This window comes from Paraburkholderia phenazinium, from assembly GCF_900141745.1.
Taxonomy (GTDB): domain Bacteria; phylum Pseudomonadota; class Gammaproteobacteria; order Burkholderiales; family Burkholderiaceae; genus Paraburkholderia; species Paraburkholderia phenazinium_B.
Map to the genome: position 1 here is coordinate 3,564,708 of NZ_FSRM01000001.1, position 24,535 is coordinate 3,589,242.

Below are 24,535 nucleotides of genomic sequence, written 5' to 3' on the forward strand. Positions count from 1 at the left end.
AGTCCCTCTGCAGACCGTCGCACTCATGACACTTGTCCAGAAAGCGCTTCTTGCCCCGCTCATCGTCGCGTGCGCGATGTTCATGGAAAGCGTCGATGCAAATGTGATCGTGACCGCCCTACCCTCGATGGCACGCGACTTCGGCCGCGATCCGGTCACCCTCAAGATCGCCGTGACGAGTTACGTGCTCGGCCTCGGCGTGTTCATCCCCGTGTGCGGCTGGCTCGCCGACCGCTTCGGCGCTCGCACCGTGTTTCGCACCGCCATCGGCATTTTCGTGGGCGGCTCGCTGCTCTGCGCGGCCTCCAGTTCGCTCGGCACCTTCACGGTGGCCCGCTTTATCCAGGGCGTAGGCGGCGCGATGATGGTGCCGGTCGGGCGCATCATCATCTTCCGCGTGGTGCCCAAATCCGAGTTCATTCGCGCGATGAACTATCTGAGCGTGCCCGCCATGCTTGGGCCCGCGGCTGGACCGCTGCTGGGTGGCTTTATCACCACGTATCTGCATTGGCGGCTGATTTTCTTCATCAACGTGCCGGTCGGCATACTCGGCATCTATCTGACCAACCGTCATATCGTCAACACGCGTGAACCGCATCCGGGGCCGCTCGACTGGATCGGCTTCGTGCTCTCGGCAGGCGGCGCGGCTCTGTTTCTGCTGGGGCTTTCGCTGCTGGGCGGAGAAATGACGTCGAATAGCAATGCGGTTGGCATGTGCGTGTGCGGCGCATTTTTGCTTGCCATTTACGTACCCTATGCGCTGAAGGTTAAATTGCCGCTGCTCGATCTGCGGTTCTTCCGCATCCCGACCTTCCAGGCGAGCGTCGCGGGCGGTTCGCTATTCCGGATCGGGCTCGGCGCTTTGCCGTTCCTGTTGCCATTGCTGTTGCAAGAGGGACTCGGCAGGAGCGCATTCGAATCCGGCCTGATTACCTGTGCCTCGGCCTTCGGCGGCATGTTCATGCGCACCATGGCATCGACGGTCTTGCGGCGCTACGGGTTTCGTCAAGTGCTGGTCGTCAATGCTGCGTTTTCCGGCATCGCGATCGCCATTTGCGGCGCGTTCTTTCCGGGGACACCTACCTGGGTCATCTGGTTTGTGGTGCTGCTCGGCGGTTTCTTTCCGGCGCTGCAGTTCACCAGCCTGAACTCGCTGACCTACGCGGAAATCGCAAGCCGCGATGTCGGCCGCGCGACGAGCCTCGGCAGCGTCGTGCAGCAGATGTCGCTCGGCCTCGGCGTGACGATCGGCGGGATCGTCCTGCAGATCACGCGTGCGATGCACGGTCATTCGCATATTGCGTGGACGGATTTCTGGCCCGCATTTCTCGTAGTCGGACTCTGCTCGTTTGCTTCCATTCCGGTGACGCTGCGTCTGCCGCCTCATGCGGGCGAAGAGATCTCGCGGGGCAGCCGCGGGTGACGCGGATAACGCACTACGTTTGACAATGCCATTTAACGTTTTGGCGTTTTTCGCCCCGTAACTCTGGCGGAAAACGTCGAGCGCTTCGATTACGTTATCCCTACATTTGCGTCGTTAACCTGAATGACGCCACTCTCGGCGTGCTGTTCGCCGTTTAGTTGCGGACACACGCACCCGTTGCATCGCAGCATTCGTCTTCCATCGATCCCGCGCTGATCCCTTAGCACTCCCGCAGAGATGGGGTTTCCCCTGGCGAGCGCCCTGCCGTGGCGCCTGTCATCCGCACGACACCCGCGCGCGGCACCATGCACGTTGGCATCGCAATTCCGTGCGAGGGTAGCGCTCCGCTCATCGAACTGCACTCCAACGCGAGCGCATTAGCAACACACCACAAGGAGAGTGATATGCATGATGTGGCAGACACCGACAGCGTGCAGCGCGCCGCCGTGAAGTCGGTTCAGCAGTACATCGACGAGCGTCCGATGTGGCCAGACGGCACACGTCTTCCTTCCGTCCCGATGACCGGCATGCAATGGCGCATCTGGGCGCTCGCAGCAGCCGGCAAATTCTTCGAGGGCTTCGTGGTCTTCATGACCGGTGTGGCGTTGCCGCTGATCTCGCGCGAATTCGGCATCGGTGCTGCGCAGAACGGTCTGATCAGCGCGGCGAGCCTGATGGGGATTCTGGTGGGCGCCGTGGGTCTGGGCGGTATGTCCGATTACTTCGGGCGCAAGCGGATGTTCATCGTCGAGATGATCATCTTCGTAGCGTTCCTCGTGCTGCTGGTCGTCTGCACTAACTTCCTCTCGCTCGTGATCTGCCTGTTCGGTCTCGGTGTCGCGCTCGGCTGCGATTACCCGACTGCGCACATGATCATCTCCGAAAGCATCCCGAGTACCAGTCGCGGCAAGCTGGTGCTGGCCGCGTTCGGCTTCCAGGCGCTGGGCGCACTCGGCGGCACCGCTGTGGGCTTCCTCGTGCTGTCGACCGTCCCGAACCTCGATGCATGGCGCTGGATGTATGGCACCGCGATCATCCCGGCGCTGGCAGTGACCATCGGCCGCTTTTACATCACCGAGAGCCCGGGCTGGCTGCATATCCGCGGCGCGGTCGACCGTGCGGAAGCCGCTGCTACACGCCTGCTCGTGCGCACGCCGCAATATCCGACCAGTATCGCGCTGTCGCGCGAAATCGATAATGCCGCCACGGGTCACGGTCACGGCAGTTTTATGGCGTTGTTCGCCAAGCGCAATCTGCGCGCGACGATTCTCGCCTCGGTGCCGTGGTTCCTGCAGGATCTGGGCACGTACGGGATCGGCATCTTCACGCCGACGATCCTGGGCGCCGCCTTCGGCGCCAAGCAGGACCACGTGCGCAGCATCACCGACCTGATCCTCAACGACATCCTCGCTGCCAAGGGCGCTGCGCTGATCACGATGCTGCTGATCGTCGGCATCATCTTCGCGGTCATTCTGGCGGACAAGGTTGGCCGGATCTGGTTGCAGGTGGTCGGGTTCGTCGGCTGCGCAGCCGGATTGCTGCTTGCTTCGTTCTCCGATGGATTCGAAGGCTCGACCAAGACCGCGGTCATCTTCGCCGGCTTCATGCTGTTCAACTTCATGACCAACCTGGGACCGAACGCGCAGACCTATCTGCTGGCGGGCGAAGTATTCCCGACGGCGATTCGCGGCACAGGCGCAGGCTTCGCAGCGGCGGTCGGGAAGATCGGCGCAGTGGCGACTGCGTTCCTGTTCCCGATTCTGCTGACGGGCATCGGCACTGGGCCGCTGCTTTACATCCTCGTGGCCACATCGATTCTAGGCGCCGTGGTGACCTGGCTATTCCGCATCGAAACGAATGGTGTGAGCCTGGACGAGATTGGCCAGTAGACGCGTCTTTGTACCGCCTTTGTTGCTCCACATAAACGATAGCTTCCCAGCAATGCGACGGAGAGATGCATGAATCACGATGTTAAAAAACCTGCACTACGCCTGCGCTGGCAGCGTTTCGCTGCCGCGCCGCTATGCGTGGCAGCGCTCACGGTGATGACGGGCGCGTTGGCCAATGCACAAGACCTCACGTTGAACGAGACCGGCTCGACGCTTCTGTACCCGCTCTTCACGACCTGGGTGGACGCGTACACAAAGACGCATCCCGGCGTTCACATCACCGTTGCCGGCACGGGTTCCGAAGCCGGCATCCAGCAGGTGCTGGCGGGCAAGGTGCATATCGGAGCGTCCGATGCGTATATGTCCGATGCCGAGATGCGGCAACATCCGCAGATCATCAACGTGCCGCTGGCAATCGCTGCGCAGACCGTCAACTACAACGTGCCCGGTCTCAACGCAACGCATCTGAAGCTGGATGGCCCCGTACTCGCTGGCATCTACAGCGGGACGATCCGTAACTGGGATGCACCGCAGATCGCCGCGCTCAATCCGGGCGTAACGTTGCCGAATCACGCTATCGTGCCGATCCGCCGGGCCGAAGGCTCGGGGGATACGTTCGTTTTTACCCAGTTTCTGTCGTTCGCAACGGATAGCTGGGAAAACGCCAACGGCTATGGCACGACAATTTCGTGGCCGAACGTACCGGGCAGCCTGACGGCGACGGGCAATGCAGGCATGGTGCAGACACTGCAGAGCACGCCCTTTTCGATCGGTTACGTGGGTGTCAGCTTTGGCGACAAACTGGCAGCCGCGCAACTCGGCACCGCTGCGCTCAAGAATGGCGCAGGGGAATTCGTGCTGCCCACCAAGGAGACGATCACGGCGGGCGCCGCTTCGCTGGGTCCGCGCACGCCGGCCGACGAACGGCTGAGTCTGGTGTACGCGCCGGCCTCGGGGTCCTACCCGCTCGTCAACTACGAGTACGCGGTGGTCTCGACGAAACAGCCCGATCCGACGACGGCTGCGGCAGTGCGCCGCTTCCTGCTATGGTCGATCGTGCCGTCCGAAACCAATGAGACGTACCTCGACACCGTGCATTTCATTCCGCTGCCGCCGCATACGTGGGAGCTGAGCCAGGCGCAGATCCAGTCGATCAAATAAGGACCCGCTAAAACAGAACAGCGCACCCGGTTCGAGGGTGCGCCGTTTGTCTTTTAGCAGCGGCTAAATCGATTGATGGCCGCTATGCAGATGAGCCGCTTTCTTGGCCGCATGCTCGGCGTGCTCGCCAGCGTGCAGCCCGTGGCCATGGGCGAGATGCGCATGGTGGCTTGCTGCCTCGTGATCGCCTGCCTCAGCATGCTTCGCTGCTTCGCGATGATGCTTGGCCGCTGAATCGAGATGCTTGGCTGCTTCGTGGTGATGGTGATGAACTTCGTGTTGATCGCTCATGGAAGTCTCCGGTATGTGCAACGGCTCACTCCACGATAGGAGTGAGCCTCTTCACGATAGTGAAGTGCAGTGTCACTTGCGTGACCCCGGAAGCGGTATACGGGATTGCCGCCGGCGAGCGATACGATCAAGACGAGCGCGAAGTTCTTTGCTTCTTTTCCTCTTTGCCTATTTGCTTCTTTGCCGATACGACCCTGCGTTACGACTTCAAATTACGATTTTGCAGGGCGACCGGTTTTGACAGTTTCGACCGCCGAAATCGCAGCCAGCAGGCGTTGCGAGGTTGCGCCTTCGAGCAGCAGCAGACCGGCGCGCAGCACTTCGCTTTTCTTCACCGAAATGCCGACTTCGAGGCACTTTTGTTTCAGAGCGGCGATCTTTGCATAGTCGGACTTGGGCATCGTGAAGCTGTCGCGGACGACTTTTTCTTTCTTGGCGACTTCTTTTTTCGCTACTTCTTTTTTCGCTACTTCCGTCTTCGCGACTACTTTCTTCGCGGTTTCCTTCTTGGCGCGCTTCGGCTTTTCAGCTGCAGCTACGCTGGCGTCGGCGGCCTTCTCTTTCGGTGCGGATTTTTGCTTCGGTGCGGCCTTGGACTTCGGTGCAGCTTTTTCTTTTGCTACGGCTTCGGCCTTTGGGGTGGCTCTTTCTTTCACTGCAGTCTCGGTCTTCGGGGCGGCAGCGGCCTTTTCAGCGGACTTGCGACGCGATGCCTTCGGCGCTGCGGCTCCCTTCGTCTTCTCGGGTTTCGCGGTTACTTCCACCACTGCGTCGGTTTGACTGGCATCGGCCGTTGCGTCTGCCGTAGCGCTCTTCGGAAAGTGGAAGGTCTTTTTGGTCGGTTTTTTCAGGCTGGGTTCGTTCATTTTCATCTCCATGTCATAAACAATATAAACAGTATATACCGTTTATATTGATTGGCGCAGGTTTGGGGATGAGGCGCGCAGGAACGCCGGGGTACGAGTTGTCCACACATTCCGTTCATAAGGATGTGGATAACTGCCAGGCAAACTCGGCAAGTCGTTGATACCCTTGAGGATTTATGACGCGCGTCGCAGTTGCGCAGGTGATAGTGGTTGCGTACCGCAGGATTTGCCGTTTCGTGAGAGCATCATGTTCCGGCGTTTCGCAGCGCAGCGCACCGTGCCGATGACGCCACGAGCGACTACAGGACGCACGGAGGACCGCATGACTCCACCACGAACCACGACCCCACACCCAACCCGCCGCACCCTCCTGCGCCTCGCCGCAGGCACCATCCTGACCGCACCGCTTAGCACCCTGCTCAAAGCGCAACCTACCCCATCCATGCACACACGCCCAATCCCGAGCACCGGCGAGCCACTCCCCGTAGTCGGCTGCGGCACATGGCGCACCTTCGACGTCGGCGACGACCTCACCGCCCAGGCACGTCTAGCCGAGGTACTCCGCATACTGTTCGCCGCCGGCGGCTCCGTCATCGACTCATCCCCCATGTACGGCACCTCCGAGGCGGTAACCGGCACCTTGCTGACCCAACTCGCCGCCCACCAGAAAGCGTTCGTCGCCACCAAGGTATGGACGCAAGGCCGCGAAGCAGGCATTGCGCAAATGGAAGAGTCGATGCGGCGCCTGCAGCAGCCGCATATAGACCTGATGCAGATTCACAACCTGCTCGACTGGCGCACGCAACTGGCAACGCTGCGCGACTGGAAAGCCAGCGGACGGATCCGTTATCTCGACATCACGCACTACACCTCAGGCGCGTTCGACGAAGTCGAGGCCATCATGCGCAGCGAGAAACTCGATTTCGTGCAGATCGATTATTCGGCAGACGATCGCGCCGCTGAAGAACGCATCCTGCCGTTGGCAGCCGAGCGAGGCATAGGTGTGGTGATCAATCAGCCGTTCGGCGGCGGCAGCCTGCTCGCGCAACTGCACGGGCGTCCATTGCCAGGATGGGCCGCGGAAATCGGCTGCACCTCATGGGCCCAGGTTCTGCTCAAGTTCGTGCTGGCGCATCCGGCGGTGACCTGCGTGATCCCCGGCACTGGACGCCCCGAATACATGATCGACAACGTGCACGCCGGTATCGGTGACTATCCCGACCCGGCGCTGCGCAAACAGATCGTCGCCGCGCTCAGCGCATGAGCGCGTAACCACGCAGTCGCAGCCAACGGCGCCTACTCCGCAGGCAACGTCAACTGCGCAACCTCGCAGTTTGGCAAACCGCGCAACACCGCTGGCGGCAACAACAGCTTGGCCACGCGCACACCGGCGCCCATCACGACCTGCTCACGCTCCATCACCGCAGCATCGACGAGAATGCGCCAGTCGTCAGGCACTCCAAACGCTGTGATGCCGCCGAATTCCATTCCGCTATGTTCGACCGCAACCTCCCGCCTGGCGAACGAGAGCCGCTGCGCGCCGAGGTGTGCCTTCACCGCACCGTTGATATCGAGCCGCAACGAGCCGAGCGTCACAATCGCAGCGTAGTGCTCGCCGCCATCCTTCCTGTAGCGAATCACGATGGTATTCGCGCAGTCTTCCAGGCCGAAACCATAACGCTCGCTGAACGCGGCCGTATCCGAGGCGTCGTCGCTGACGGCGAATACGACGACACCATTGGGTGGCAAATGAGCGATGACCTGCGCCGGCAGATGATCGGCGAGCTGATCGGCTTCGATAATGTCCAGCTTCTGAAGAGATTCGTGTGAGTGCATGATAGGCAGGCTGATTGTCTTGAGTCTATTTTGCGCCAGATTGCCATACACTGAAAATATGGCAACCGTCGTTCACATGTATTTTCAATTTGGCGCGCTGTCTCGTATCCTCGCATGTGTCATCCACGGGATGGCAAGGAAGTCCTGAAGATACCCGACCTAGAGGCTTTGCGTGTTCTCACATCAAACTGGCCGCCTTCGCTCGGCCCTCGTTGCTGCCGTTCTCTGCACGCTGTCCATTGCCGCTGATGCATCCACCTTCGAGATCCATCATCACCACCCGGCGAACGAGGAGGTCATCAGCGCGGCGTCGCAAGGCGGTGTCCTCGTGCGGGACCTGCCGCTTGCAGACGGCGGCTTTCAGCGGGTCCTATACGATGCACCGCCCTCGGAACCACGCGGCATCATCGTGATGTTTCCGGGCGGCGCAGACGACATCGGCATCGAGAAAGATGGCGTGATCAAACACGGCGACAATTTCGTCGTTCGCTCGCGGGACCTATGGAAAGCCAAGGGTTATGGCGTCGTGCTGGTGGACGCGATCGACCATGAGTCGATGCGCGGCAAGCGCAGCACCGCTGCCTACGCTGAAGTAACGCGGGAGATCGTGGCCTTCGCTCATGAGCAGGCCAACGTCCCCGTCTGGGTGATGGGCACGAGCCAGGGGTCGATTGCAGCGATGAACGCGGCTTCACACGAGAAAGGCTCGCGACTTGCGGGCGTGATCCTGACCGAATCGGTGTCGATCCTCGGCGCCTCGCACGAGACCGTCTTCGACGCGCATCCCGATGACGTGCACGTACCCGCGCTCGTGGTCGCGAACAAGGACGATCAGTGCTGGGTCGCACCACCTTCGATGGCCGACGCGATTGCAAAGTCGATGCGCAATACGCACAGCACCGTGATATTCGTGCAAGGGGGCACGGCGCATTCGTCGAACCAGTGTGCGTCGCTGTCACCACACGGCTACTACGGGATCGAGGGCGAGGTGGTCGACGCCATCGCTGGCTGGATGGAGCACGCAGGCGCCTGACACCAACGCGATAAGCGCGCGCAGGCATCGAAAGCCTGGCGCGACGCCCTTACCCGCAGCCTGAAACGAATCAGCTGCTCGACGGCGGTACAGCCGTCGCATTCTGATCTGGTTTGCAGTCCGTAGCGTACTTCGCCATCAAACGCGCCCGTGCATCGGTGATGTCGAGGGAGTAGTTATCAGTCGAAGGCCGGTACCCGACGGACTCCAGTTCGCGCAGTTCACGGATCATGTCGCGGTGCGTCACCTCGCCCTGAGTGTGCTTGAACGGATACGAGTTGCACTCGTGCGGCGTGAGCTGGCCCGAAGCCATCGCACAGGCGCTGGTCATCATCAGCCCGAGAGGCAATGCGTACTTCAACGGGGTCTTCATGGTGTCTTCCTCCAGTGTCTAATATTGCCCTGCGGCAAGGCGGCCTGTGTCGCGATGGAAATGGACCGTTGCCGAAGTTGCGTATTCAGAATAGGCAGGAAGAGGTGTCGTTCCGGCTTCGGACACGTGAAGGTTTTTTCACGCTGTGATATGGATCGCGAACCTCAGGTGAACAGCCGGTCGATCACGACGCCGTCGTCCTTGCCGACCTCCGTCCGCACTTTCTCGCCTGCCTCTGATCTGAACCACTCCAGATACCCTTCCACCACATCGTTATCGAGCACCCTGACAAGCTTTCGATTGGTAAGCCCGCTGGCGGAACGTGGTACCGTTACACCGCATCCTGCGGCGCAAGAAGCCGGCATGAAACGTTTCCGGTGCCATCAGGATGGAATTGACATTTCGAACCTGCATTTCAGGGGTCAAGCGCGAGACGTATCGATGCTGCGTCTTTCGTGGACCGGAAACGCATATAGATAGGGGGGCACTAATGTTTTATCAGTCCAGTGGTCGTTCTTCCGTAGCACGGCGATCCGCAGCAATCGCGGTCGTACTAGGTCTGTCCTCGTGGCTTTCAATCTGCGCCGCGGCCGACAACACGGCTTCGGAACCGGCAGCCGCTTCGGCAGCGGCCGTCAGTTCACAAAGCGACAAAACCGTTGACCACGCAAACGGCACCGTGAGTTTCATCGACAAGAAGAATTCGATCATTGTCGTGACGCTCAAAAGCGGCCGCGAACTGAGTCTGAACGCGAAGGACCATAGCGACGTGCTCGACCGGGTTAGCGTAGGCAACAAAGTCGCCATCGCCTATCTGGAGCCGTACGTCACCGCGCTTACTCCCATGAAGGGTGCCAAACTCACGCGCTTGACGCACAGCGTCAAGGTGACCCAATCGTCAGCCGATTCCGGCCAGGACGGTTTTCGCGCAGTGCGAACCTATGACGGGGTAGTGGAAGTCACGGCGATCAATAGCAAGCTGAATCTCCTGACCATTGCCGACCGGACAGGCACGGCGCAGTCCGTGAAGGTGAGCCAGCCGGATCTCGTCACCGTGATGAATTCATTGGCGCGCCACGAGCACGTCCAGTTGACTTACGAGTCTGCCTTCAAGGTATCTATAACGCATTAAGGCCGGACGCGCGCCCGTTTGCGGGCGCGCGTCGCTGGCCACCGCCCTGCACCGCTGTACTGGCATCCTGATGCCAGCGCATACGTCCAATTAAGCGGCCACCACGCCCGACTGGTGCGCGACGAGCCTTGCATAGGCACCGCGCGCAGCCAGCAGTTCGTCATGACTACCGGCCTCGACCACGCGTCCGCCATCCATCACGAGAATGGTGTCCGCGTTCTGAATGGTCGACAGACGATGCGCGATGATGATGGAGGTACGGTGCGCCATCAGCTCTTCCAGCGCCGCGCGGATCTGCTGCTCGCTGATCGTGTCCAGATGCGAAGTCGCCTCGTCCATGATCAGGATCGGCGCGTCCTTGAGGAATGCCCGCGCAATCGCCACCCGCTGACGTTGACCGCCAGACAGCTGCACGCCGCGTTCGCCCACCCGGGTTGCAAGTCCCTCCGGCAAGCGGTCCACGAACTCGCTCAGCGCTGCCCGATCCAGTGCGCGGCGCACATCCTCGTCGGATACGTCGCGTCCCGCGAGACGGATGTTCGCCTCCAGCGTGTCGTTGAACAGATAGGTGTCCTGCGCCACCAGCGCAATGTGGCTGCGCAGATCGTCAAGGCGCAGCTGGCGTAAATCGGTGCCGCCCAGCTTGATTGCGCCTTGCTGCGGATCCCAGAAACGCAACAGCAGATTCGCTACCGTCGACTTGCCTGCCCCCGATGCACCCACCAGCGCCACAGTGCTGCCCGGACGTACGGCGAAGCTCACGCGGTCCAGCGCCGGCACGCTGCGTCCCGGGTACGAGAACGTCAACGCTTCGATGTGGATGGGCGGGTTCGCCGGCACCGGGAGGTCGCCGTCGGTCACCGGTTCGTTCTCGCTTTCGACTACATGCAAGCGGCGCGTGGAGGCGATCGTATCGGCTAACTGACGCGCCACCTGGCCGATCTCGGCGACGGGCATGAAGGCCGCGACGGCTACAAGCACCAGCAACGGCAGCCACTCGTGGGCAAACCAGCCGCGCGAAGCAAGCACGGCGCCCAGCAAGGCCACGGCGAGTCCACCGAGGCCGGTCGCGATTTCCAGCGCGGCGCTCTGACGCGACAGATCGTCGAGCAGAGCGGAGCGCTGCTTCTGGTAAGCCTGAAGGTCCGCGAGAAACACTGCGCGGCGGCGCCCCGTGGCCTGGAAAGCGGCGAGTTCGGCGAGACCCTGGATCGTCTCCGTGAGATGCGCGCCAAGCTGTCCTAATGCAGCGCGTGCCTCGCCACCGAGACGGTCGATCTTGCTGCGCGCGAAGACCGGAGTGAGACCGGCCCACGCAAGGAAAGGCAGCAGCACCAGCGCGAGCGGCCAGGCCGCCCATGCGAGCAATGCGAGCACGCCAGCGGGAATCAACACTGCGACGAATGCCGGTGCCACGGTATGGGCATAGAAATATTCGACGGTCTCCACGTCCTGAGTGGCCAGCGCCACCAGGTCGCCGGAACGGCGACGCAGCAGATACGCAGGCGCGAGACGCTCCAGCTTCGCAAACAAGGCAATGCGCATTTCCGCCAGCAGACGATAAGCCATGTCATGGGCGAGCCAGGATTCCAGCCAGTGAAGCGTCGCCGCAACTGGCGCAGCAATTAGCAGTCCGATGGTCAACGCGAGGACTGGCCGCCCCGAAGAGACGCCGGCCACAACCAGCGCAGCCAGCACGCCAACCCCGATGAAGCTCAGGACACGGCCGATGCCGCACAGCACGGTCAGCGTCAGCTTCGTGCGCCATGGTCGAACGAAGCGCAACAAGGTCCGCAATGTGTCGCCCCAACCGATCGCCGCGGCGTCCTCGGCGAGCGCTCGCACTTGCGGCCCCGACGAAACTGCCGCTGTCCTTACCCGCTCGATCACAGCCGGCGCTTCGCCTCTCGTTGAGACCTGCGGTCCCATCAGACGGCGATACGCTCCCGGACGATCGATCAACTCGGCATGCGTGCCGCTCTGCACCACGCGCCCCTGCTCCAGCACGAGAATCCGGTCGGCGCCGATCACGCTCGACAGCCGGTGCGCGAGAATCAGCGTCGTGCGACCGCGCATCAAGCGGTCGAGCGCTTGCTGGATGACTGCTTCGTTCTCCGCATCGACTGCGGAAAGCGCCTCGTCGAGTACGAGGATCGGCGCGTCGCGCAGCAACGCCCGGGCAATCGCGATGCGCTGGCGCTGTCCGCCGGAGAGGGTGGCGCCGCGCTCTCCGATGCGCGTCGCGTAACCGTCGGGTAGCACACTAATGAAGTCGTGGATATTGGCCGCAGTCGCTGCGGCGATCATGTCCGCCTCGCTGGCATCGTGCCGGCCGAGCCGCAGGTTATCGGCGATCGTGCCGTCGAACAGCGTGGTGTCCTGCGCGACGATCGCAATCATGCCGCGCACCTGGTCGGGATTCAGCGTGCGAATGTCGTGACCGCCGATGCTGATTGTGCCGGCCTGCGCATCGTGCTGGCGTAACAGCAGGCGCAGGATGGTCGATTTCCCCGCCCCGCTAGGCCCGACGATGCCCACCGTTTCGCCGGCGGCAATCGTAAAGCTCAGCCCGGCGTGGGCATCGGCTCGGCGGCCCGGATAGGCAAAGCCGACGCTGTCGAATGCAATGCTGGGCGTCAGGTCCGGGACCTGCGCGCCGAGCGCAGCCGGAGCATCGCTACGGGCCTCCAGCAACGTGTGGATAGCGTTCGCCGCCGACTGTCCGATCATGCCCGAATGCAGCACCGAACGCAGATCGCGCAGCGGCCGGAAGATCTCCGTGCCGGCCATCAGGATGATCAGCAAGGCTTCAAGGCTCATCTCGCCGTGACGCACCCGCCAGGCGCCTACCGCGATGGCAGCCGCCGCGCCCAGCCCGGTGCCGAGATCGGTAAAGAAGCGGGTCAGCAGACCCAGGGCGAGCACCCAGAACGTGCTTCCGGACAAGGCTCGCGCGTGACCCGCGAGCTTTTGCGCGAAGGCACCGCTCTGGCCGAATGCCTTGAGTGTGGGCAGACCTTGCACCGCATCGAGGAACTCTTCGCCGAACGCCTTGAACGCCGCCGCGCGAGCGATGGCCGCGCGCTTGTCGGCGTTGTGGACCAGCATCGGCAGTGCGAGCGTCGCGAGCGCGGCGACCAGCAGCACGGCGGCGGTTGGCACGTCCCACCAGGCCAGCACCGCGAAGATCACCACCGGCGCGCAAGCTGCGATAACGAGTTGCGGCACATAAGCGCCGAAGAAAGTCTGCAACTGCTCCACGCCGTCGATGACGGCAAGCATCACGCCACCGGTGCGTTCGGCGCCGAACCAGGCGGGGCCAAGCTCGGCGATGCGGTCGAACAGGCGTGCGCGCAGCACCGACTGCACTCGCCCAGCCGTGCCCTGGGCCAGCACGACGCGGCGATGATCGAGTGCGGCCCGCAGCAGCATGCAGGCCACCGTAGCGGCTGCGGCGAGCGCAATCTGTTGCGGTGGTGCACCTTTGAACGCGAGCGCGAGAACCCGGCCGAGAAAGACGAAGCGCATCACGCCAAAGCCCATAGCGAGCAAGCCCAGCACCACCGCGCCGGCCACGCGTAACCGCAGCCCCGCCATCATCATCCATAACCTGCTATCGAAATACATCCGTTTCTCCGGTCGGTTCAGCGCAACGTCGCTTTTTATATTCGGGTTTATGCGACGTTACCAAGCGCCGGACCGGCAGGCAAAAGATGGTTTTTCAAGGGGTGTTGAATATCCTACAATACCCTCCTATGTCCAATATCCCTCCACTGTCAGCGTTGCGCGCGTTCGAGGCGGCGGTTCGGCTCGGCGGCTTTGCCCGCGCGGCGGTCGAACTGAGCGTGTCGACCAGCGCCGTGAGCCATCAGATCCGCAGCCTGGAAGAATCGCTGGGCACGCGTCTGCTCGAACGCAGCACGGGGCTGGGGGGAATTCGCCTGACACCGGCCGGATCGAACCTGATGCCCTCGGTCAGCAATGCGCTGGCGCTGCTGGAGGATGCCTGTTCACAGATCAAGGGAGTCTCCAGACGGCTGACCGTCTCTGCTAACGCATCGTTTTCGACAATGTGGCTGGCGCGCCGTCTCGCCGAGTTTTCTTCCAGCCATCCTGATGCCCCGCTGAACGCCATCATTCAGGATGGCGAACCAGAATTCGCCCGCCACAGCATCGACCTCGCCATCCTGCACGTATCCGAACGCGCCCTACGTCCCGATGACATCGTGCTGTTCCGCGAAGAGGTGTTTCCGGTCTGCAGTCCCGATCTGTATGAGTTCGCCTCCACGAGAGTTTGCCGTTGCCGTCTGCTGCAGGAAACGCACGAGGATTTCCCTGAGATCGATTGGCGCAACTGGTCAGCGGAGTTCGGGCTGCCTGGCGATTTCGAAACCAAAATCGTCCGCTATAGCAGCTTCAGTCAGGTGCTGAGTGCTGCCGTCGGCGGTGCGGGACTCGCACTTGGGCGCTCGCCGCTGATCGACGCGGAATTGCGCAGCGGGCGTGTGGTGCGGCTGTTTCCCGACCGCTCCCGGCCGGCGTCGTGGTGCTTCGTTCTGCGGCGCGGACCGACGCGCCGTCATCGCAAGCTCGACGCGTTAATCGAGTTTCTCTGCTCGGAGGCGACCGTGCCTCCGATGCACACGCTGGTTGCAGCGAGAGCATAGCCTCAAGGCGCCCTCAGCCGCCAAACGACTTTCCCATAGGCCGAATCCTGATACCTCGCGCGAGCCACTTCCATGGCAAGTCGGCGGGATCTGCCGTCATCGGACCCGGCGCCTTCGCGACCAGCACCGTGTGCGCGATCGGCTGGAAGTCGGCCCGAAAATGGACGGAGCTCTTGTTCACCAGTATTTTCATTTGCTCCGGTACGATACCCGCGACCCGATAGAGATTGCGATCGAGCATCTGCGCCTTGGTCGAACTCACGGCGATGCGCACGCCCCCTATCTTCAGGCAGGCCACCGGGCCCAGCTCTACCTGCATGCCGTGCATCATCGGACCATCGTAGCGGCAGCGGCCGTCGGAAAGCGCGACGACTTCGAATGTGCCGATGAAAGGCGCATCGCCCGGCGTTCCCGAGCGGCCTCCCAGCGCCAGCTCCAGCGTTGCGCCCACGCCCGCTGCGTGTGCCTGCGCGGCCGCCTCAGGGTCCCAGACCAGGCCGAGCGCGGCATCCTGTGCGCCGTTATCGAGCAGCGCGCGCAGCATGCCGGTCGTGTTCGAATCGGCGCCGGCGCCGGGGTTATCCTGCGTGTCCGCGATCACCACGGGCTTCTGCGCCGTTGCACTGAGGCGGATCGCTTCAGCGACGGCAGCGTCGGGAGACAGGAACGGCACCGCCCATTGCGCTTCGTTGCGCAGCATTGTGTCGTACAGCGAATCGACGGCGTCGCGCACCGCTGAGGCCTCCTCACCATAACCCCAGATGACAGGCCCGCATTCCGGAAAATCAGCGGCGGGAAAGCCCGGCGCGAACGACAGCGAGACCACCGGTCCCTGCTCCAGCGTGCCGAGCGCTTCGTACATCGAGCGAGCCGGTTCGAGCATCGTGCACATGCCATTGATCGGAATCAGGAACGGCAGACGACGGGCGGCTCGTGCAAGTGGCTTGCGCTCGTCGAGCAAGCGCACCAGCAGGCGCTCGGCCCGCGCGCCAGTGTCGGCCATGTCGACATGCGGATAAGTCCGGTAGGCGACGAGCGCATCGGCGCTGGCGAGCATGCGCTCGGTCACGTTCGCATGAAGGTCGAGCGAAGCGACGACCGGCACAGACGGACCGACCTTGGCACGGATGCGTGCGAGCAGTTCGCCTTCGCCGTCGTCCACATGCTGCGCCACCATCGCACCATGCAAGTCGAGGTAGATCGCGTCGAAGCCACCCTCGCCCGCTGCCGCCACGATCTCACCGACGATGCGTTCATAGGCGTCTTCCGTCACCTGCGCGGAAGGACTCGCGGCGGTCCAGATGACGGGCAGCAGCGTGTGCCCTTGCCGCTCGCTGGCCTGGATAAAGCCGCCGATCGGCAGGTTGACATCGCGTATCGCGAGCACAGCGTCGCCTCGCGCCATCGGCGGATGACCCTCGCCACGTACGAAGCTTTCATAGGTCGCCAGGGACGGCGCAAACGTGTTGGTTTCGTGCTGGAAGCCAGCAATCAGGATCTTGTATGCCAAGTTCGTACTCTCCATTAAAGACAGCGCACCAGCGCGTGCATGGGATCAGGCCCGGGCACGCTGAGCGACGACCTCCGTGCGCGACGGCAAGCGGATCGCCAGCAGCAGGCCCGCGCCGAGCGCCAGCAACGCGACCATCACATACAGGCCAGCCTGCAGGCTGCCGGTCGCGGTCTTGGCCCAGCCGATGATGGTCGGGCTCAAAAAGCCGCCGAGCAAACCGATCGTATTGATCAAGGCAATACCGCCCGCGGCGACATCGCCTTTCAGATAGTCGGATGGAATGGCCCAGAACACCGTGTAGGAGACCCACATCGCCGCCGTGGCGATGGTCATGAAAATGAGCGACAACGCAAGCTGACCGCTCGCCAGCGTCGCGATAGCCAGTGAGATCGCCGCGACAAGCGCCGGCACCGCGCTGTGCCAGCGGCGCTCGCGATAGCGATCCGAGCTACGTCCTCCTAAATACATGCCGATCACGGCAGCAATGTAGGGAATCGCCGAGTACAGGCCGATCTGCATGGTGTCCGTCACCTTGTCGGCCTTGATGATGGTCGGCAACCAGAAGTTGACCGTATAGATGCCGCAGATCACGCAGAAATAGCCCAGCGCCATCAGATAGACACGGGGGTCGCGCGCCACCTGAGCAAATGAATGATGCGCGGCGGCAGGTGTACCCAGGCTCGCCGTGTGCGCGCGCTTCTCTTCCGCCGACAGCCACTTCGCGTCGCCCGGCCGATCGACCAGGAAGAACCACGCCACCACACCGAGCACGATGCACGGCAAGCCTTCGACGAGAAACATCCATTGCCAGCCGGCGAGTCCGAACGCGCCGGCGAAGGTCGTCATGGTCCACGCCGATAGCGGCCCACCCACTACGCCGCTGAGCGGCCCGGCAATCATCACGGTCGCGATCGCGCGCGCCATGCGCTCCTCGCCGTACCAGTAGGTCAGGTAAAAAATCATCCCCGGCGCGAAGCCGGCTTCGAATACGCCAAGCAGAAACCGCAACCCGTAGAACATCGGCACGTTGTGGACGAACAGCATCGATGCGGATGTGAGGCCCCACAGCACCAGAATGCGGCTGATCGTTTTACGCGCGCCCAGTTTCGGCAGCAACAGGTTGCTCGGCACTTCGAACAGCACATAGCCGAGGAAGAAGATGCCCGCGGCGACGCCATAGACCGCGTCCGAAAAGTTCAGATCGGTCTGCATCTGCAGTTTCGCAAAGCCGATGTTGAGGCGGTCGAGACAGGCAAACAGGTAGCAGATCAGCAGAAACGGCAGCAGACGCAGATTGAGCCTGCTGTAGAGCGCCGTGGTCTGGTCTGCGCTCGGATTCGATGGAATGGCGGACACGGACGATCTCCGGAGAAGGGTCGTAGGGGACGGCTGAGGCACCGAATCATGGTCGGCAGCCAAAAACGGGATAGCAAGAGCAACTAATGTGAAGTAACGTTGCTCAATGGGCAACAGTCAGGAAAGGACCCGACAATGCGAGAGATCAATCAGCGCCGGCTACGCTACTTCCATGAAGTGCTGACCCACGGCTCGATCCGCGGCGCCGCGGACCGGCTGAATACGGCGGCTTCGGTAATTACGCGGCAGATCAGGCTGCTGGAGGAGGAAATCGGCGCACCGCTGTTCGAGCGCCGTGCTCGCGGCGTCGCGCCAACCGAAGCGGCGCTGCATCTGGTCGAGTTCTGGCGTGGCTGCCAGGCGCAGCAGGAGCAGTTCGAACAGCGGTTACAAGCACTTCAGGGCTTGCAGCAAGGCCATGTGCGGCTCGCAATAAGCGAAGGGTATATCGACGGCCTGATGGACGAAGTGCTCACCGACTTCTGCGCGCAGTATCCGCAGCTCGACATCACGGTCGACGCGCTGCCCGTCAACGATGTGGTCGGCGAAGTGGTGGAAAGCCGCGCGCACATCGGGCTGGCTTACAACCCGCCGACGCATCCGGACATCGAGTATCGTGCGACGTCGTCACAGCGGGTGGAGTTGCTGGTCCACGCCGGCCATCCGCTCGCGCTGCGTGGCGGACCGGTGAGCGTCAGCGAAATGCTTCAGTGTCCACTCGCGCTGATGCCGCCCGCGTACGGACTGGGCCAGGCCGTGCAAATGCTCGCGTTCGCCGAAAATATCCCCATCCGGGCAACGGTTTCCACCAACTCGCTGGCGGTGATGAAGCGCTTCGTCAAGAAAGGCAATGGCGCGACGCTGATTGGGGGATTCGCGGCAATGCGTGAAATCGCCAGCGGCGAGCTGGTTGCGTTGCCGATCGATCACCCGCTGTTTGCATCGGCGAAGGCTCGTTTGCTGATCCGGGGCGGGCGGCCGTTGAGTGCCGCGGCAGATGAAGTGCTGAAGTGGATGGTGAGCCGGATGTCCATGTTTAATCCGGCGGGTGCGTCAAGGGCTGGGGGCTGAGGCGTTCGCCTTTGCGGCGACGCTTCAGCGGCGAGGCAACGGCTTCCATTCCCGTTTGAGGAGCCCATACACCGAGGAATCCGACACCTCGCCGTCCACGATGCAATCTTCACGCAGCGTGCCTTCGTGCACGAACCCGAGTTTCTCTAGCACGCGGCCCGATGCCGTGTTGCGCGTATCGGTCTCGGCCTGAACACGGTTCAGGTCCAGCGTCTCGAAGGCCCATTGCAACAAAGCGTTCGCTGCTTCAGTGGCGAAGCCCTGGCCCCATGCCACGTCATCGAGGCAATAGCCCATCTTCGCGCTGCGATAGACCGGATCCCATTTGCCCAGAGAGCACCAGCCGATGAACACACCGTCGGCGGCCCGCTCGATGGCCAGCCGCGCGCCGGTGCCTTCCCGCTCAATCTGCCTGCAACCGGCGATAAAGCGCTCCGCTTGTGCGCGATTCTTCCAGGCCGGCGCGTCCCAGTAACGCAGCACGCGCGGGCTGCTTTGCAGCGCGAAGATAGCGTCCATATCGGCGTCGGTGAACGGGCGCAATAGCAGGCGGGCGGTATGCAGCGTCGGGGTTGGCAAGGACATGTGTGAGGTGTGTATTCGTCGAGTTCGATGTGCACGGAGTTCTCAAACCCGAAACGGAAGGTTACTGGCACCTACATGCCAGGCGGCCAGTGGGGGGGGCCGTCCTGTTAGTGAAGTCTAGGCAAACGGCAGCGGTCCCTCAAAGCGCCCGATGTAGCACAAGTGCGAAACCGCGGAGCCCGCCGGGTCTGCCCAGCGATGCAACATAAATGCAGGCGGTTCAAGATAGGACGCCGGCTCGGCGTCCGGTTCGACGCGCAGCGCGATCTGCGTCGTCGTGCTCGGACACGTCAATACGGGCACAGATCCAACGCGCGTCTGCATCGAGCGGTGAACGTGACCTGCGACGATACGGTCGATATTGCCGTATCGAGACACGAGCTCGGCGAAGGCGCCAACATTTCGCAGGCCGTACTGATCGAGATACGGTATGCCGGTGATGAACGGCGGATGATGCATCGCGATGACGACCGGTCTATGCAAGTTTTCAGCAAGTTCCCGTTCGAGCCACGTGAGCGACGCGTGGCTTAGTTCACCGTGGTGGAGACCCGGCAAGCTCGTGTCGAGCGCGAGAATCCGCACTGCGTCCACGTCGATGCCAAAGTGAAGCTCGCCTTCGGCAGGCAACCACAAGTGATCGTCGAAGGCGGCGCGCAAATGGTCCCGGTCATCGTGATTGCCGGGCATGACGGCAAACGCATGCTTTAACGGCGCGAGCAATTCACGCAGTGCCTCATATTCTTCGGGAGATCCCTCGTCCGTCAGATCACCAGTAATCAGCACGAGATCAGGAACGGGATGCAGCCGGTTGAGCGTTTCGATCGCGCGCGCGAACATCGCATTGGAGTCTACGAGATCCTGATAAAGCATTCCTCGCGGTCGAACATGAATATCTGAAAGTTGCGCGATCACTGTCATGGATACCCTGCTCTCCGGTCATGGTCTGTTGGAGGAAGACAATTCGATGTTGCGTGAAGGCTAAGCGACCAAAAATCGTTTGTGGCAAGCCAGTGCGCGGTAATCCAACGTCCATCGCGACTGCCCACATCCGCAGAGACGACACTCCGCGCTCCGGCGGGTTCCATTGGTCTAAAGTCGCTCCGCCAAAGCCGCAGCAAAAAAATCCGTCGCACGACGTACGCGTGCAGGCACAAATCGACGCTTCGGCCAGATGAGGCTCACATCCCGGGCATCGCTTATATATTCGTCGAAAATGCTGATCACGTCCGGATCCAGGAGCTCATCGGCAAGAGAGACTTTGGCGAACAGGCCAATTCCAACCCCGGCCAGCACACCTGAGCGAATCGTTTCGACGCTGTTGGACGAGAGATTTCCACGGACGGCCACACTAAACCGGCCTTGCGGCCCGACGAACGGCCAGTTCGCCGATTCGATCAGGCCTCCATATAAAAGGCAATTGTGATCGACGAGCTCGGCGGGGATCTTCGGCATTCCGTGTTGCTCGAAGTAACGACGGGAGCCGACGCACACGAGCGGAGTGCTGGCCACGCGCCTGACCACCGCATCAGGATCGTCGACCGGGCCCACACGAATCGCCAGATCGATCCTGTCTTCCACCATATCTCGTACGAAGTCCGAAAGAATCAGATCGACCTGAAGGCCGGGATTCAGCGCCAACAGGTCGGGGATAAGCGGAAGAATGTGCAGGCGTCCGAAAGTTCCGGACGCGGCGATCCTGATCAGGCCGGATGCATTGAGCGTGCTGCTGGTCAGTTCGCTATCGGCTTCATCCATCTCGTCGACCAGCGGCTTGGTCCGATCGTAGTATCTCTGCCCCTGGTCCGTCAGCGTCACGCTGCGTGTGCTGCGGTTGAACAACATCACGCCGAGGCGCTTTTCGAGCGCACCGATAGCCTTACTGATGGCGGACTGCGATTCGCCCGTTCGACGCGCCGCGGCGGAAAAGCCCCCCGCTTCGACAACAGCGATGAAGGCGTTCAATTCGTGAAACCGGTCCATTGCATCTCTCCCGTTTAACCCATTCTCTCTGAGAATGGATCTTATGGGAAATCGGCGGATTATCATCGCCGGCGATGACAATTACCATGAACTTGTCAATCACGAACAGGCAGAAGGTTTCAATGTCCACACTTACAGGCAAGATCGCCGTCATTAGCGGCGCAACGACCGGTATCGGTCTGGCGACGGCCAGGCGCTTTGTCGCTGAAGGCGCTCACGTGTTTATCTTCGGCCGTCGGCAGGCGCAGCTCGACGAGGCCGCCAGACTGATCGGTCGCAACGTGACGGCTATCAAGGCCGACGCTGCGAATCTCGATGACCTCGACCGTGTCGCTGCGGCAGTCAAAGAAGAAAAGGGTGTCGTCGACATCATCGTGTCGAACGCGGGCTTTACGGAGCAGGCTCCGATCGACACCCTCACGCCCGAGCATTTCGACAAGGCGTTCAACCTCATGGCCCGCGGCCCCGTCTTCATGGTGCAGAAGCTGTTGCCGATGATGACAGGCAGCGGATCGATCATTCTGGTCTCGTCAGCCATGCATCAGATGGGTATTCCTGGCCACACCGCTTACGCGGCGACCAAGGCGGCATTGCGTTCCTATGCCCGCACCTGGGCTGCGGAATTCAAGGATCGCGGCATCCGCGTCAACATGCTCAGCCCCGGCGCTACCGACACTCCGATTCTCGATTCGCAGTCGGACACTCGCGAGAATCTCGTGAAGATGTACCAGGGCATGATCCCGCTCGGTCGACTCGCCCAGGCCGAGGAAATTGCCAGCGCGGCTCTATTCCTCGCGTCCGATCAGAGTTCTTACGTGACGGGCTCGGATCTGATGGCCGATGGCGGGATCGGTCAGGTCTGACACCAGAGAAGCGCCGCCAGCGCGCTCCGATACATCAAGGAGATTTCAATGAGCTACGCAATCATCGGGCTTGGCAAGATCGGCACGGCCATCGCCCAGGCATTTTCCCATCAGGATATCGAAGTAATCGTGGCAGGAAGACGACCGGTTGATGCACTCGCGGCGGAGATCGGCCCGTTACTCGTGCCCCGGCGAATCGAGGACGCGGTCAAGGCGGACGTCGTCATCCTGGCCGTGCCCTTCGCCAATCACCGGGACATCGGGCGGGCTGCCGCCAACTGGGAAGGGAAGATCGTAATCGACGCGATGAACGCGTACGGCGTGCCTCCAGAGGAACTTGGCGGGTTGCCGTCGAGCGCTGCGGTGGCCAAGTCGTTTCCCGGAGCGAAGGTGGTGAAGGCCTTCAACCATCTGCCTGCTGCCACCCTGGCCCAAGGGGCGACGACACGGCAAGGCGGCCGGCGGGTCGTGTTCGTCTCCAGCGACCACGAAGACGCTAGCGCCTCGGTGGCGGCCCTGGTCGATCGTCTGGGCTTCGCCCCCATCGAGCTTGGCAAGATCGGCGAAGGCGGTCTGCTCGTTCAGGCTCGCGGCAACACGTGGGCACAACTCATTTTCCAGGACCTGACGAAGTTCGACTGAGGTCATATTCCGGGAACCGCTCCGCACACGCTTGCCGCACCTGTTCGATAACCACAGGCCACTGTCCGCCCAAAGGTTGGCGGAACAGACGAATCGTCCCGGGATACCAGGGCGAATCACTGCGTTCGTGCATCCAGCGCCAGTCGACCTCCTCTGCCGGCAGCATCACCCAGCAACGCGTTCCCGCTGATGCCGCGAGATGCGCGATCGACGTATCCACGCAGATCACAAGATCGAGTTGCGCGACGATCGCGGCGGTGTCGGCCATATCCGCGATCTCGGAGCCGAGATGCGACAGGGGTTGGTCGACCGGTGGTGCGGCAGCTTCATCCTCGCCCTCCCCCTTCTGCAGACTCACGAAACTGATTCCCGGCACACTCCAGAGCGGCGCCAACATCGTAAGCGATCGCAGCGAGCGGTGCGCATCGTTCTGATGTTTGGCGTTGCCTTTCCATACGAGACCGATCCTTCGACCCGGCGGCAGCCCCGCGAGGCGCACACGCCAGGATTCGACGAGGGACGGGTCGGGCTTCAGCCGCATAGGCGATGGAATAGTTTCAAGCGTCGTACCCAGATACAGCGGCGCGCTCAAGGGACTCGTCCAGTAGTCGTAACAGGCCGCCTTGGCCCGTCCCGCTTCGTGACTCAGCACCGCATCGACGCCCTCAGCCCTCGCGAAGAGCCGCTGCAGCGCCGGCCCGCAGACAAACGCGACCTCCGCCGCTCCTTGCGCCTTCAGCAGCGAAAAGTAGCGCCCAAAGTGAATCGCATCGCCAAGACCACCTTCCTGCCAGACCAGCAGCCTTTTTCCCGCCAAAGCTTCGCCACGCCAGCGCGGACGGCCAATGATCTTCTGCGTCCTGTGCTGGATGGAGTTGGGGTCCTCGTGACGCTCCTCGTATAGCTGCCATCCTTCTTCGAAGCGTCCCATGCTGATCAGCAGTGTAGCCAAGGCAAACTTCGCAACGTGATAATCGCCGTGGATAGCAAGTGCATCGCGGTAGGCATCCTCGGCTTCCGGCAGGCGGCCCAGCTCCTTCAATACATTGCCGAGGTTGCTGTAGCCCATGACAAAGCCCCGGTTCATTTCGACTGCCCGTTGATACGCTTGCGCAGCTTCGCGCCAACGGCCAAGCGGCCTCAGCACGACGCCCAGGTTGTAATGAAATTCGACGCGGTCAGGGCGAAGCAGCGCAGCCTGCCGATAAGCCGCCTCAGCTTCGGAGAAGCGCCCCTGGTCCTGCAGCAACGAACCAAGCTGGTTGTGGACATCCGCGAGATGGGGACGGACATGCAGCAATTGCCGAAACAGTGCCTCCGCCTCAGGCAAACGGTTTAGCTTTTTCAAAAGCGTGGCGAGGTTTAAGTACGCATCCACGAGGCCTGGGTTCGCAGCGATCGAACGGCGCCAATACGACTCGGCATCGTCGAACCGGCCCAGACCGAGCGAACTGACCGCTGCGATCTGCAACGCCTCAGCAAGCTGGTGCTCCGCTAACGGCGGCTCCATCTCGAGCAGCGGCGTCACCTTCGCGAGCGCGTCCGTGAATCGTGCTGCGTGGTCCGGATGCGCTGTCGACAAGTCATCGCGCGTGCTGGAGGGATCGCTTGTGGAGGATGAACTCATATCTGTTCAGAGAAATCAGGTCGCGACGCTTCGTGCTCGCAGCGGATAGCGTCCGCTGCGAGATGATAATCCTATCGGCTGCAGGCCGATCGCCTGGCGTATGTCACCTTCGTGTTACCTGCGCGCCATTCTCGTGCCATCATCGGTGTCAAAAGTTCGAACCGCACGCGATGATGTTATTTGTGCGCGGCGTATGTGCTATACATGCCGACGGGTCGAACATAACG

General features: G+C 61.9%; 21 protein-coding genes. 10 read left to right on the plus strand and 11 right to left on the minus strand.

From position 1 onward, the window contains the following. Window positions 1–25: 25 nt before the first annotated feature. From BUS06_RS15955 to pstS, 3 genes are all read left to right on the plus strand, one after another. Complete coding sequence (locus BUS06_RS15955) at window positions 26–1,423, plus strand: MFS transporter (RefSeq protein WP_074265146.1); 1,398 nt, start codon at window positions 26–28, stop codon at window positions 1,421–1,423. A 404-nt stretch (window positions 1,424–1,827) separates the two neighbouring features. Continuing rightward, on the plus strand, window positions 1,828–3,312 hold the full coding sequence (locus tag BUS06_RS15960; RefSeq protein ID WP_074265147.1) for an MFS transporter: 1,485 nt from the start codon (window positions 1,828–1,830) through the stop codon (window positions 3,310–3,312). 69 nt (window positions 3,313–3,381) lie between these two features. After that, window positions 3,382–4,473, plus strand: a complete 1,092-nt coding sequence (pstS, locus tag BUS06_RS15965) for a phosphate ABC transporter substrate-binding protein PstS (protein ID WP_074265148.1) — start codon at window positions 3,382–3,384, stop codon at window positions 4,471–4,473. Window positions 4,474–4,536: 63 nt separating this feature from the next. On the opposite strand, the gene BUS06_RS15970 is transcribed toward pstS, so the two are convergent. Both BUS06_RS15970 and BUS06_RS15975 read right to left on the minus strand, forming a co-directional pair. Beyond that, complete coding sequence (locus BUS06_RS15970; protein ID WP_074265149.1) at window positions 4,537–4,764, minus strand: hypothetical protein; 228 nt, start codon at window positions 4,762–4,764, stop codon at window positions 4,537–4,539. 212 nt (window positions 4,765–4,976) lie between these two features. Beyond that, a complete protein-coding gene (locus BUS06_RS15975) occupies window positions 4,977–5,630 on the minus strand; it encodes a hypothetical protein (RefSeq protein ID WP_074265150.1) in 654 nt (217 codons plus the stop codon). Window positions 5,631–5,952: 322 nt separating this feature from the next. Between BUS06_RS15975 and BUS06_RS15980 the strand changes: the two genes are divergently transcribed. Then, a complete protein-coding gene (locus BUS06_RS15980) occupies window positions 5,953–6,894 on the plus strand; it encodes an aldo/keto reductase (protein WP_254368854.1) in 942 nt (313 codons plus the stop codon). 32 nt (window positions 6,895–6,926) lie between these two features. On the opposite strand, the gene BUS06_RS15985 is transcribed toward BUS06_RS15980, so the two are convergent. Next, on the minus strand, window positions 6,927–7,466 hold the full coding sequence (locus BUS06_RS15985; protein WP_074266127.1) for a YbaK/EbsC family protein: 540 nt from the start codon (window positions 7,464–7,466) through the stop codon (window positions 6,927–6,929). Between the two features lie 172 nt (window positions 7,467–7,638). Here BUS06_RS15985 and BUS06_RS15990 point away from each other — a divergent pair, with 172 nt between their 5' ends. Further along, window positions 7,639–8,499 carry an alpha/beta hydrolase gene (locus BUS06_RS15990; protein ID WP_217272809.1) on the plus strand — a complete coding sequence of 287 codons (861 nt, stop codon included), beginning with the start codon at window positions 7,639–7,641 and terminating at the stop codon, window positions 8,497–8,499. Window positions 8,500–8,569: 70 nt separating this feature from the next. On the opposite strand, the gene BUS06_RS15995 is transcribed toward BUS06_RS15990, so the two are convergent. Then, window positions 8,570–8,872 (minus strand): DUF4148 domain-containing protein, encoded by a 303-nt coding sequence (locus tag BUS06_RS15995; RefSeq protein WP_074265152.1) that lies wholly within the window; start codon window positions 8,870–8,872, stop codon window positions 8,570–8,572. Between the two features lie 679 nt (window positions 8,873–9,551). Here BUS06_RS15995 and BUS06_RS16000 point away from each other — a divergent pair. Next, the gene (locus tag BUS06_RS16000; RefSeq protein WP_143787531.1) at window positions 9,552–10,004 is read left to right on the plus strand and encodes a hypothetical protein; all 453 of its coding nucleotides are present in this window, start codon (window positions 9,552–9,554) and stop codon (window positions 10,002–10,004) included. Window positions 10,005–10,094: 90 nt separating this feature from the next. Here the strand turns inward: BUS06_RS16000 and BUS06_RS16005 are convergent, their stop codons facing one another. Further along, the gene (locus BUS06_RS16005) at window positions 10,095–13,631 is read right to left on the minus strand and encodes an ABC transporter ATP-binding protein (RefSeq protein ID WP_074265154.1); all 3,537 of its coding nucleotides are present in this window, start codon (window positions 13,629–13,631) and stop codon (window positions 10,095–10,097) included. A 128-nt stretch (window positions 13,632–13,759) separates the two neighbouring features. Here BUS06_RS16005 and BUS06_RS16010 point away from each other — a divergent pair, with 128 nt between their 5' ends. Further along, on the plus strand, window positions 13,760–14,671 hold the full coding sequence (locus BUS06_RS16010) for a LysR family transcriptional regulator (RefSeq protein WP_074265155.1): 912 nt from the start codon (window positions 13,760–13,762) through the stop codon (window positions 14,669–14,671). A 13-nt stretch (window positions 14,672–14,684) separates the two neighbouring features. Here BUS06_RS16010 and BUS06_RS16015 read toward each other — a convergent pair whose 3' ends face one another. Together BUS06_RS16015 and BUS06_RS16020 are read right to left on the minus strand one after the other, a co-directional pair. Continuing rightward, window positions 14,685–16,181, minus strand: coding sequence for a M81 family metallopeptidase (locus BUS06_RS16015; RefSeq protein ID WP_143787532.1), 1,497 nt, complete (start codon window positions 16,179–16,181; stop codon window positions 14,685–14,687). 45 nt (window positions 16,182–16,226) lie between these two features. Beyond that, window positions 16,227–17,540 (minus strand): MFS transporter, encoded by a 1,314-nt coding sequence (locus BUS06_RS16020; protein WP_074265157.1) that lies wholly within the window; start codon window positions 17,538–17,540, stop codon window positions 16,227–16,229. 135 nt (window positions 17,541–17,675) lie between these two features. On the opposite strand from BUS06_RS16020, the gene BUS06_RS16025 reads away from it, so the two are divergent. Beyond that, window positions 17,676–18,611, plus strand: a complete 936-nt coding sequence (locus BUS06_RS16025) for a LysR family transcriptional regulator (protein WP_074265158.1) — start codon at window positions 17,676–17,678, stop codon at window positions 18,609–18,611. 24 nt (window positions 18,612–18,635) lie between these two features. Here BUS06_RS16025 and BUS06_RS16030 read toward each other — a convergent pair whose 3' ends face one another. The 3 genes from BUS06_RS16030 to BUS06_RS16040 all read right to left on the minus strand — a co-directional run bounded on the left by BUS06_RS16030 (window position 18,636) and on the right by BUS06_RS16040 (window position 21,176). After that, entirely contained in the window at window positions 18,636–19,196 is a 561-nt protein-coding gene (locus BUS06_RS16030) for a GNAT family N-acetyltransferase (protein WP_074265159.1), read from the minus strand. A 117-nt stretch (window positions 19,197–19,313) separates the two neighbouring features. After that, entirely contained in the window at window positions 19,314–20,114 is an 801-nt protein-coding gene (locus BUS06_RS16035; RefSeq protein ID WP_074265160.1) for a phosphodiesterase, read from the minus strand. Between the two features lie 171 nt (window positions 20,115–20,285). Beyond that, window positions 20,286–21,176, minus strand: a complete 891-nt coding sequence (locus tag BUS06_RS16040) for a LysR family transcriptional regulator (RefSeq protein ID WP_074265161.1) — start codon at window positions 21,174–21,176, stop codon at window positions 20,286–20,288. A 122-nt stretch (window positions 21,177–21,298) separates the two neighbouring features. Here BUS06_RS16040 and BUS06_RS16045 point away from each other — a divergent pair, with 122 nt between their 5' ends. Together BUS06_RS16045 and BUS06_RS16050 are read left to right on the plus strand one after the other, a co-directional pair. Continuing rightward, complete coding sequence (locus BUS06_RS16045) at window positions 21,299–22,039, plus strand: SDR family NAD(P)-dependent oxidoreductase (protein WP_074265162.1); 741 nt, start codon at window positions 21,299–21,301, stop codon at window positions 22,037–22,039. A 48-nt stretch (window positions 22,040–22,087) separates the two neighbouring features. Further along, a complete protein-coding gene (locus tag BUS06_RS16050) occupies window positions 22,088–22,681 on the plus strand; it encodes an NADPH-dependent F420 reductase (protein WP_074265163.1) in 594 nt (197 codons plus the stop codon). Here BUS06_RS16050 and BUS06_RS16055 read toward each other — a convergent pair. Next, window positions 22,650–24,308 carry a tetratricopeptide repeat protein gene (locus tag BUS06_RS16055; protein WP_074265164.1) on the minus strand — a complete coding sequence of 553 codons (1,659 nt, stop codon included), beginning with the start codon at window positions 24,306–24,308 and terminating at the stop codon, window positions 22,650–22,652. The genes BUS06_RS16050 and BUS06_RS16055 overlap by 32 nt on opposite strands. Window positions 24,309–24,535 lie beyond the last annotated feature (227 nt).

Coding starts and splice junctions, on each gene's coding strand:
- BUS06_RS15955 (WP_074265146.1), top strand. CDS start 26: ATGACACTTGTCCAGAAAGCGCTTCTTGCCCCGCTCATCGTCGCGTGC.
- BUS06_RS15960 (WP_074265147.1), top strand. CDS start 1,828: ATGCATGATGTGGCAGACACCGACAGCGTGCAGCGCGCCGCCGTGAAG.
- pstS (WP_074265148.1), top strand. CDS start 3,382: ATGAATCACGATGTTAAAAAACCTGCACTACGCCTGCGCTGGCAGCGT.
- BUS06_RS15970 (WP_074265149.1), bottom strand. CDS start 4,764: ATGAGCGATCAACACGAAGTTCATCACCATCACCACGAAGCAGCCAAG.
- BUS06_RS15975 (WP_074265150.1), bottom strand. CDS start 5,630: ATGAACGAACCCAGCCTGAAAAAACCGACCAAAAAGACCTTCCACTTT.
- BUS06_RS15980 (WP_254368854.1), top strand. CDS start 5,953: ATGACTCCACCACGAACCACGACCCCACACCCAACCCGCCGCACCCTC.
- BUS06_RS15985 (WP_074266127.1), bottom strand. CDS start 7,466: ATGCACTCACACGAATCTCTTCAGAAGCTGGACATTATCGAAGCCGAT.
- BUS06_RS15995 (WP_074265152.1), bottom strand. CDS start 8,872: ATGAAGACCCCGTTGAAGTACGCATTGCCTCTCGGGCTGATGATGACC.
- BUS06_RS16005 (WP_074265154.1), bottom strand. CDS start 13,631: ATGTATTTCGATAGCAGGTTATGGATGATGATGGCGGGGCTGCGGTTA.
- BUS06_RS16010 (WP_074265155.1), top strand. CDS start 13,760: ATGTCCAATATCCCTCCACTGTCAGCGTTGCGCGCGTTCGAGGCGGCG.
- BUS06_RS16025 (WP_074265158.1), top strand. CDS start 17,676: ATGCGAGAGATCAATCAGCGCCGGCTACGCTACTTCCATGAAGTGCTG.
- BUS06_RS16030 (WP_074265159.1), bottom strand. CDS start 19,196: ATGTCCTTGCCAACCCCGACGCTGCATACCGCCCGCCTGCTATTGCGC.
- BUS06_RS16035 (WP_074265160.1), bottom strand. CDS start 20,114: ATGACAGTGATCGCGCAACTTTCAGATATTCATGTTCGACCGCGAGGA.
- BUS06_RS16040 (WP_074265161.1), bottom strand. CDS start 21,176: ATGGACCGGTTTCACGAATTGAACGCCTTCATCGCTGTTGTCGAAGCG.
- BUS06_RS16045 (WP_074265162.1), top strand. CDS start 21,299: ATGTCCACACTTACAGGCAAGATCGCCGTCATTAGCGGCGCAACGACC.
- BUS06_RS16050 (WP_074265163.1), top strand. CDS start 22,088: ATGAGCTACGCAATCATCGGGCTTGGCAAGATCGGCACGGCCATCGCC.
- BUS06_RS16055 (WP_074265164.1), bottom strand. CDS start 24,308: ATGAGTTCATCCTCCACAAGCGATCCCTCCAGCACGCGCGATGACTTG.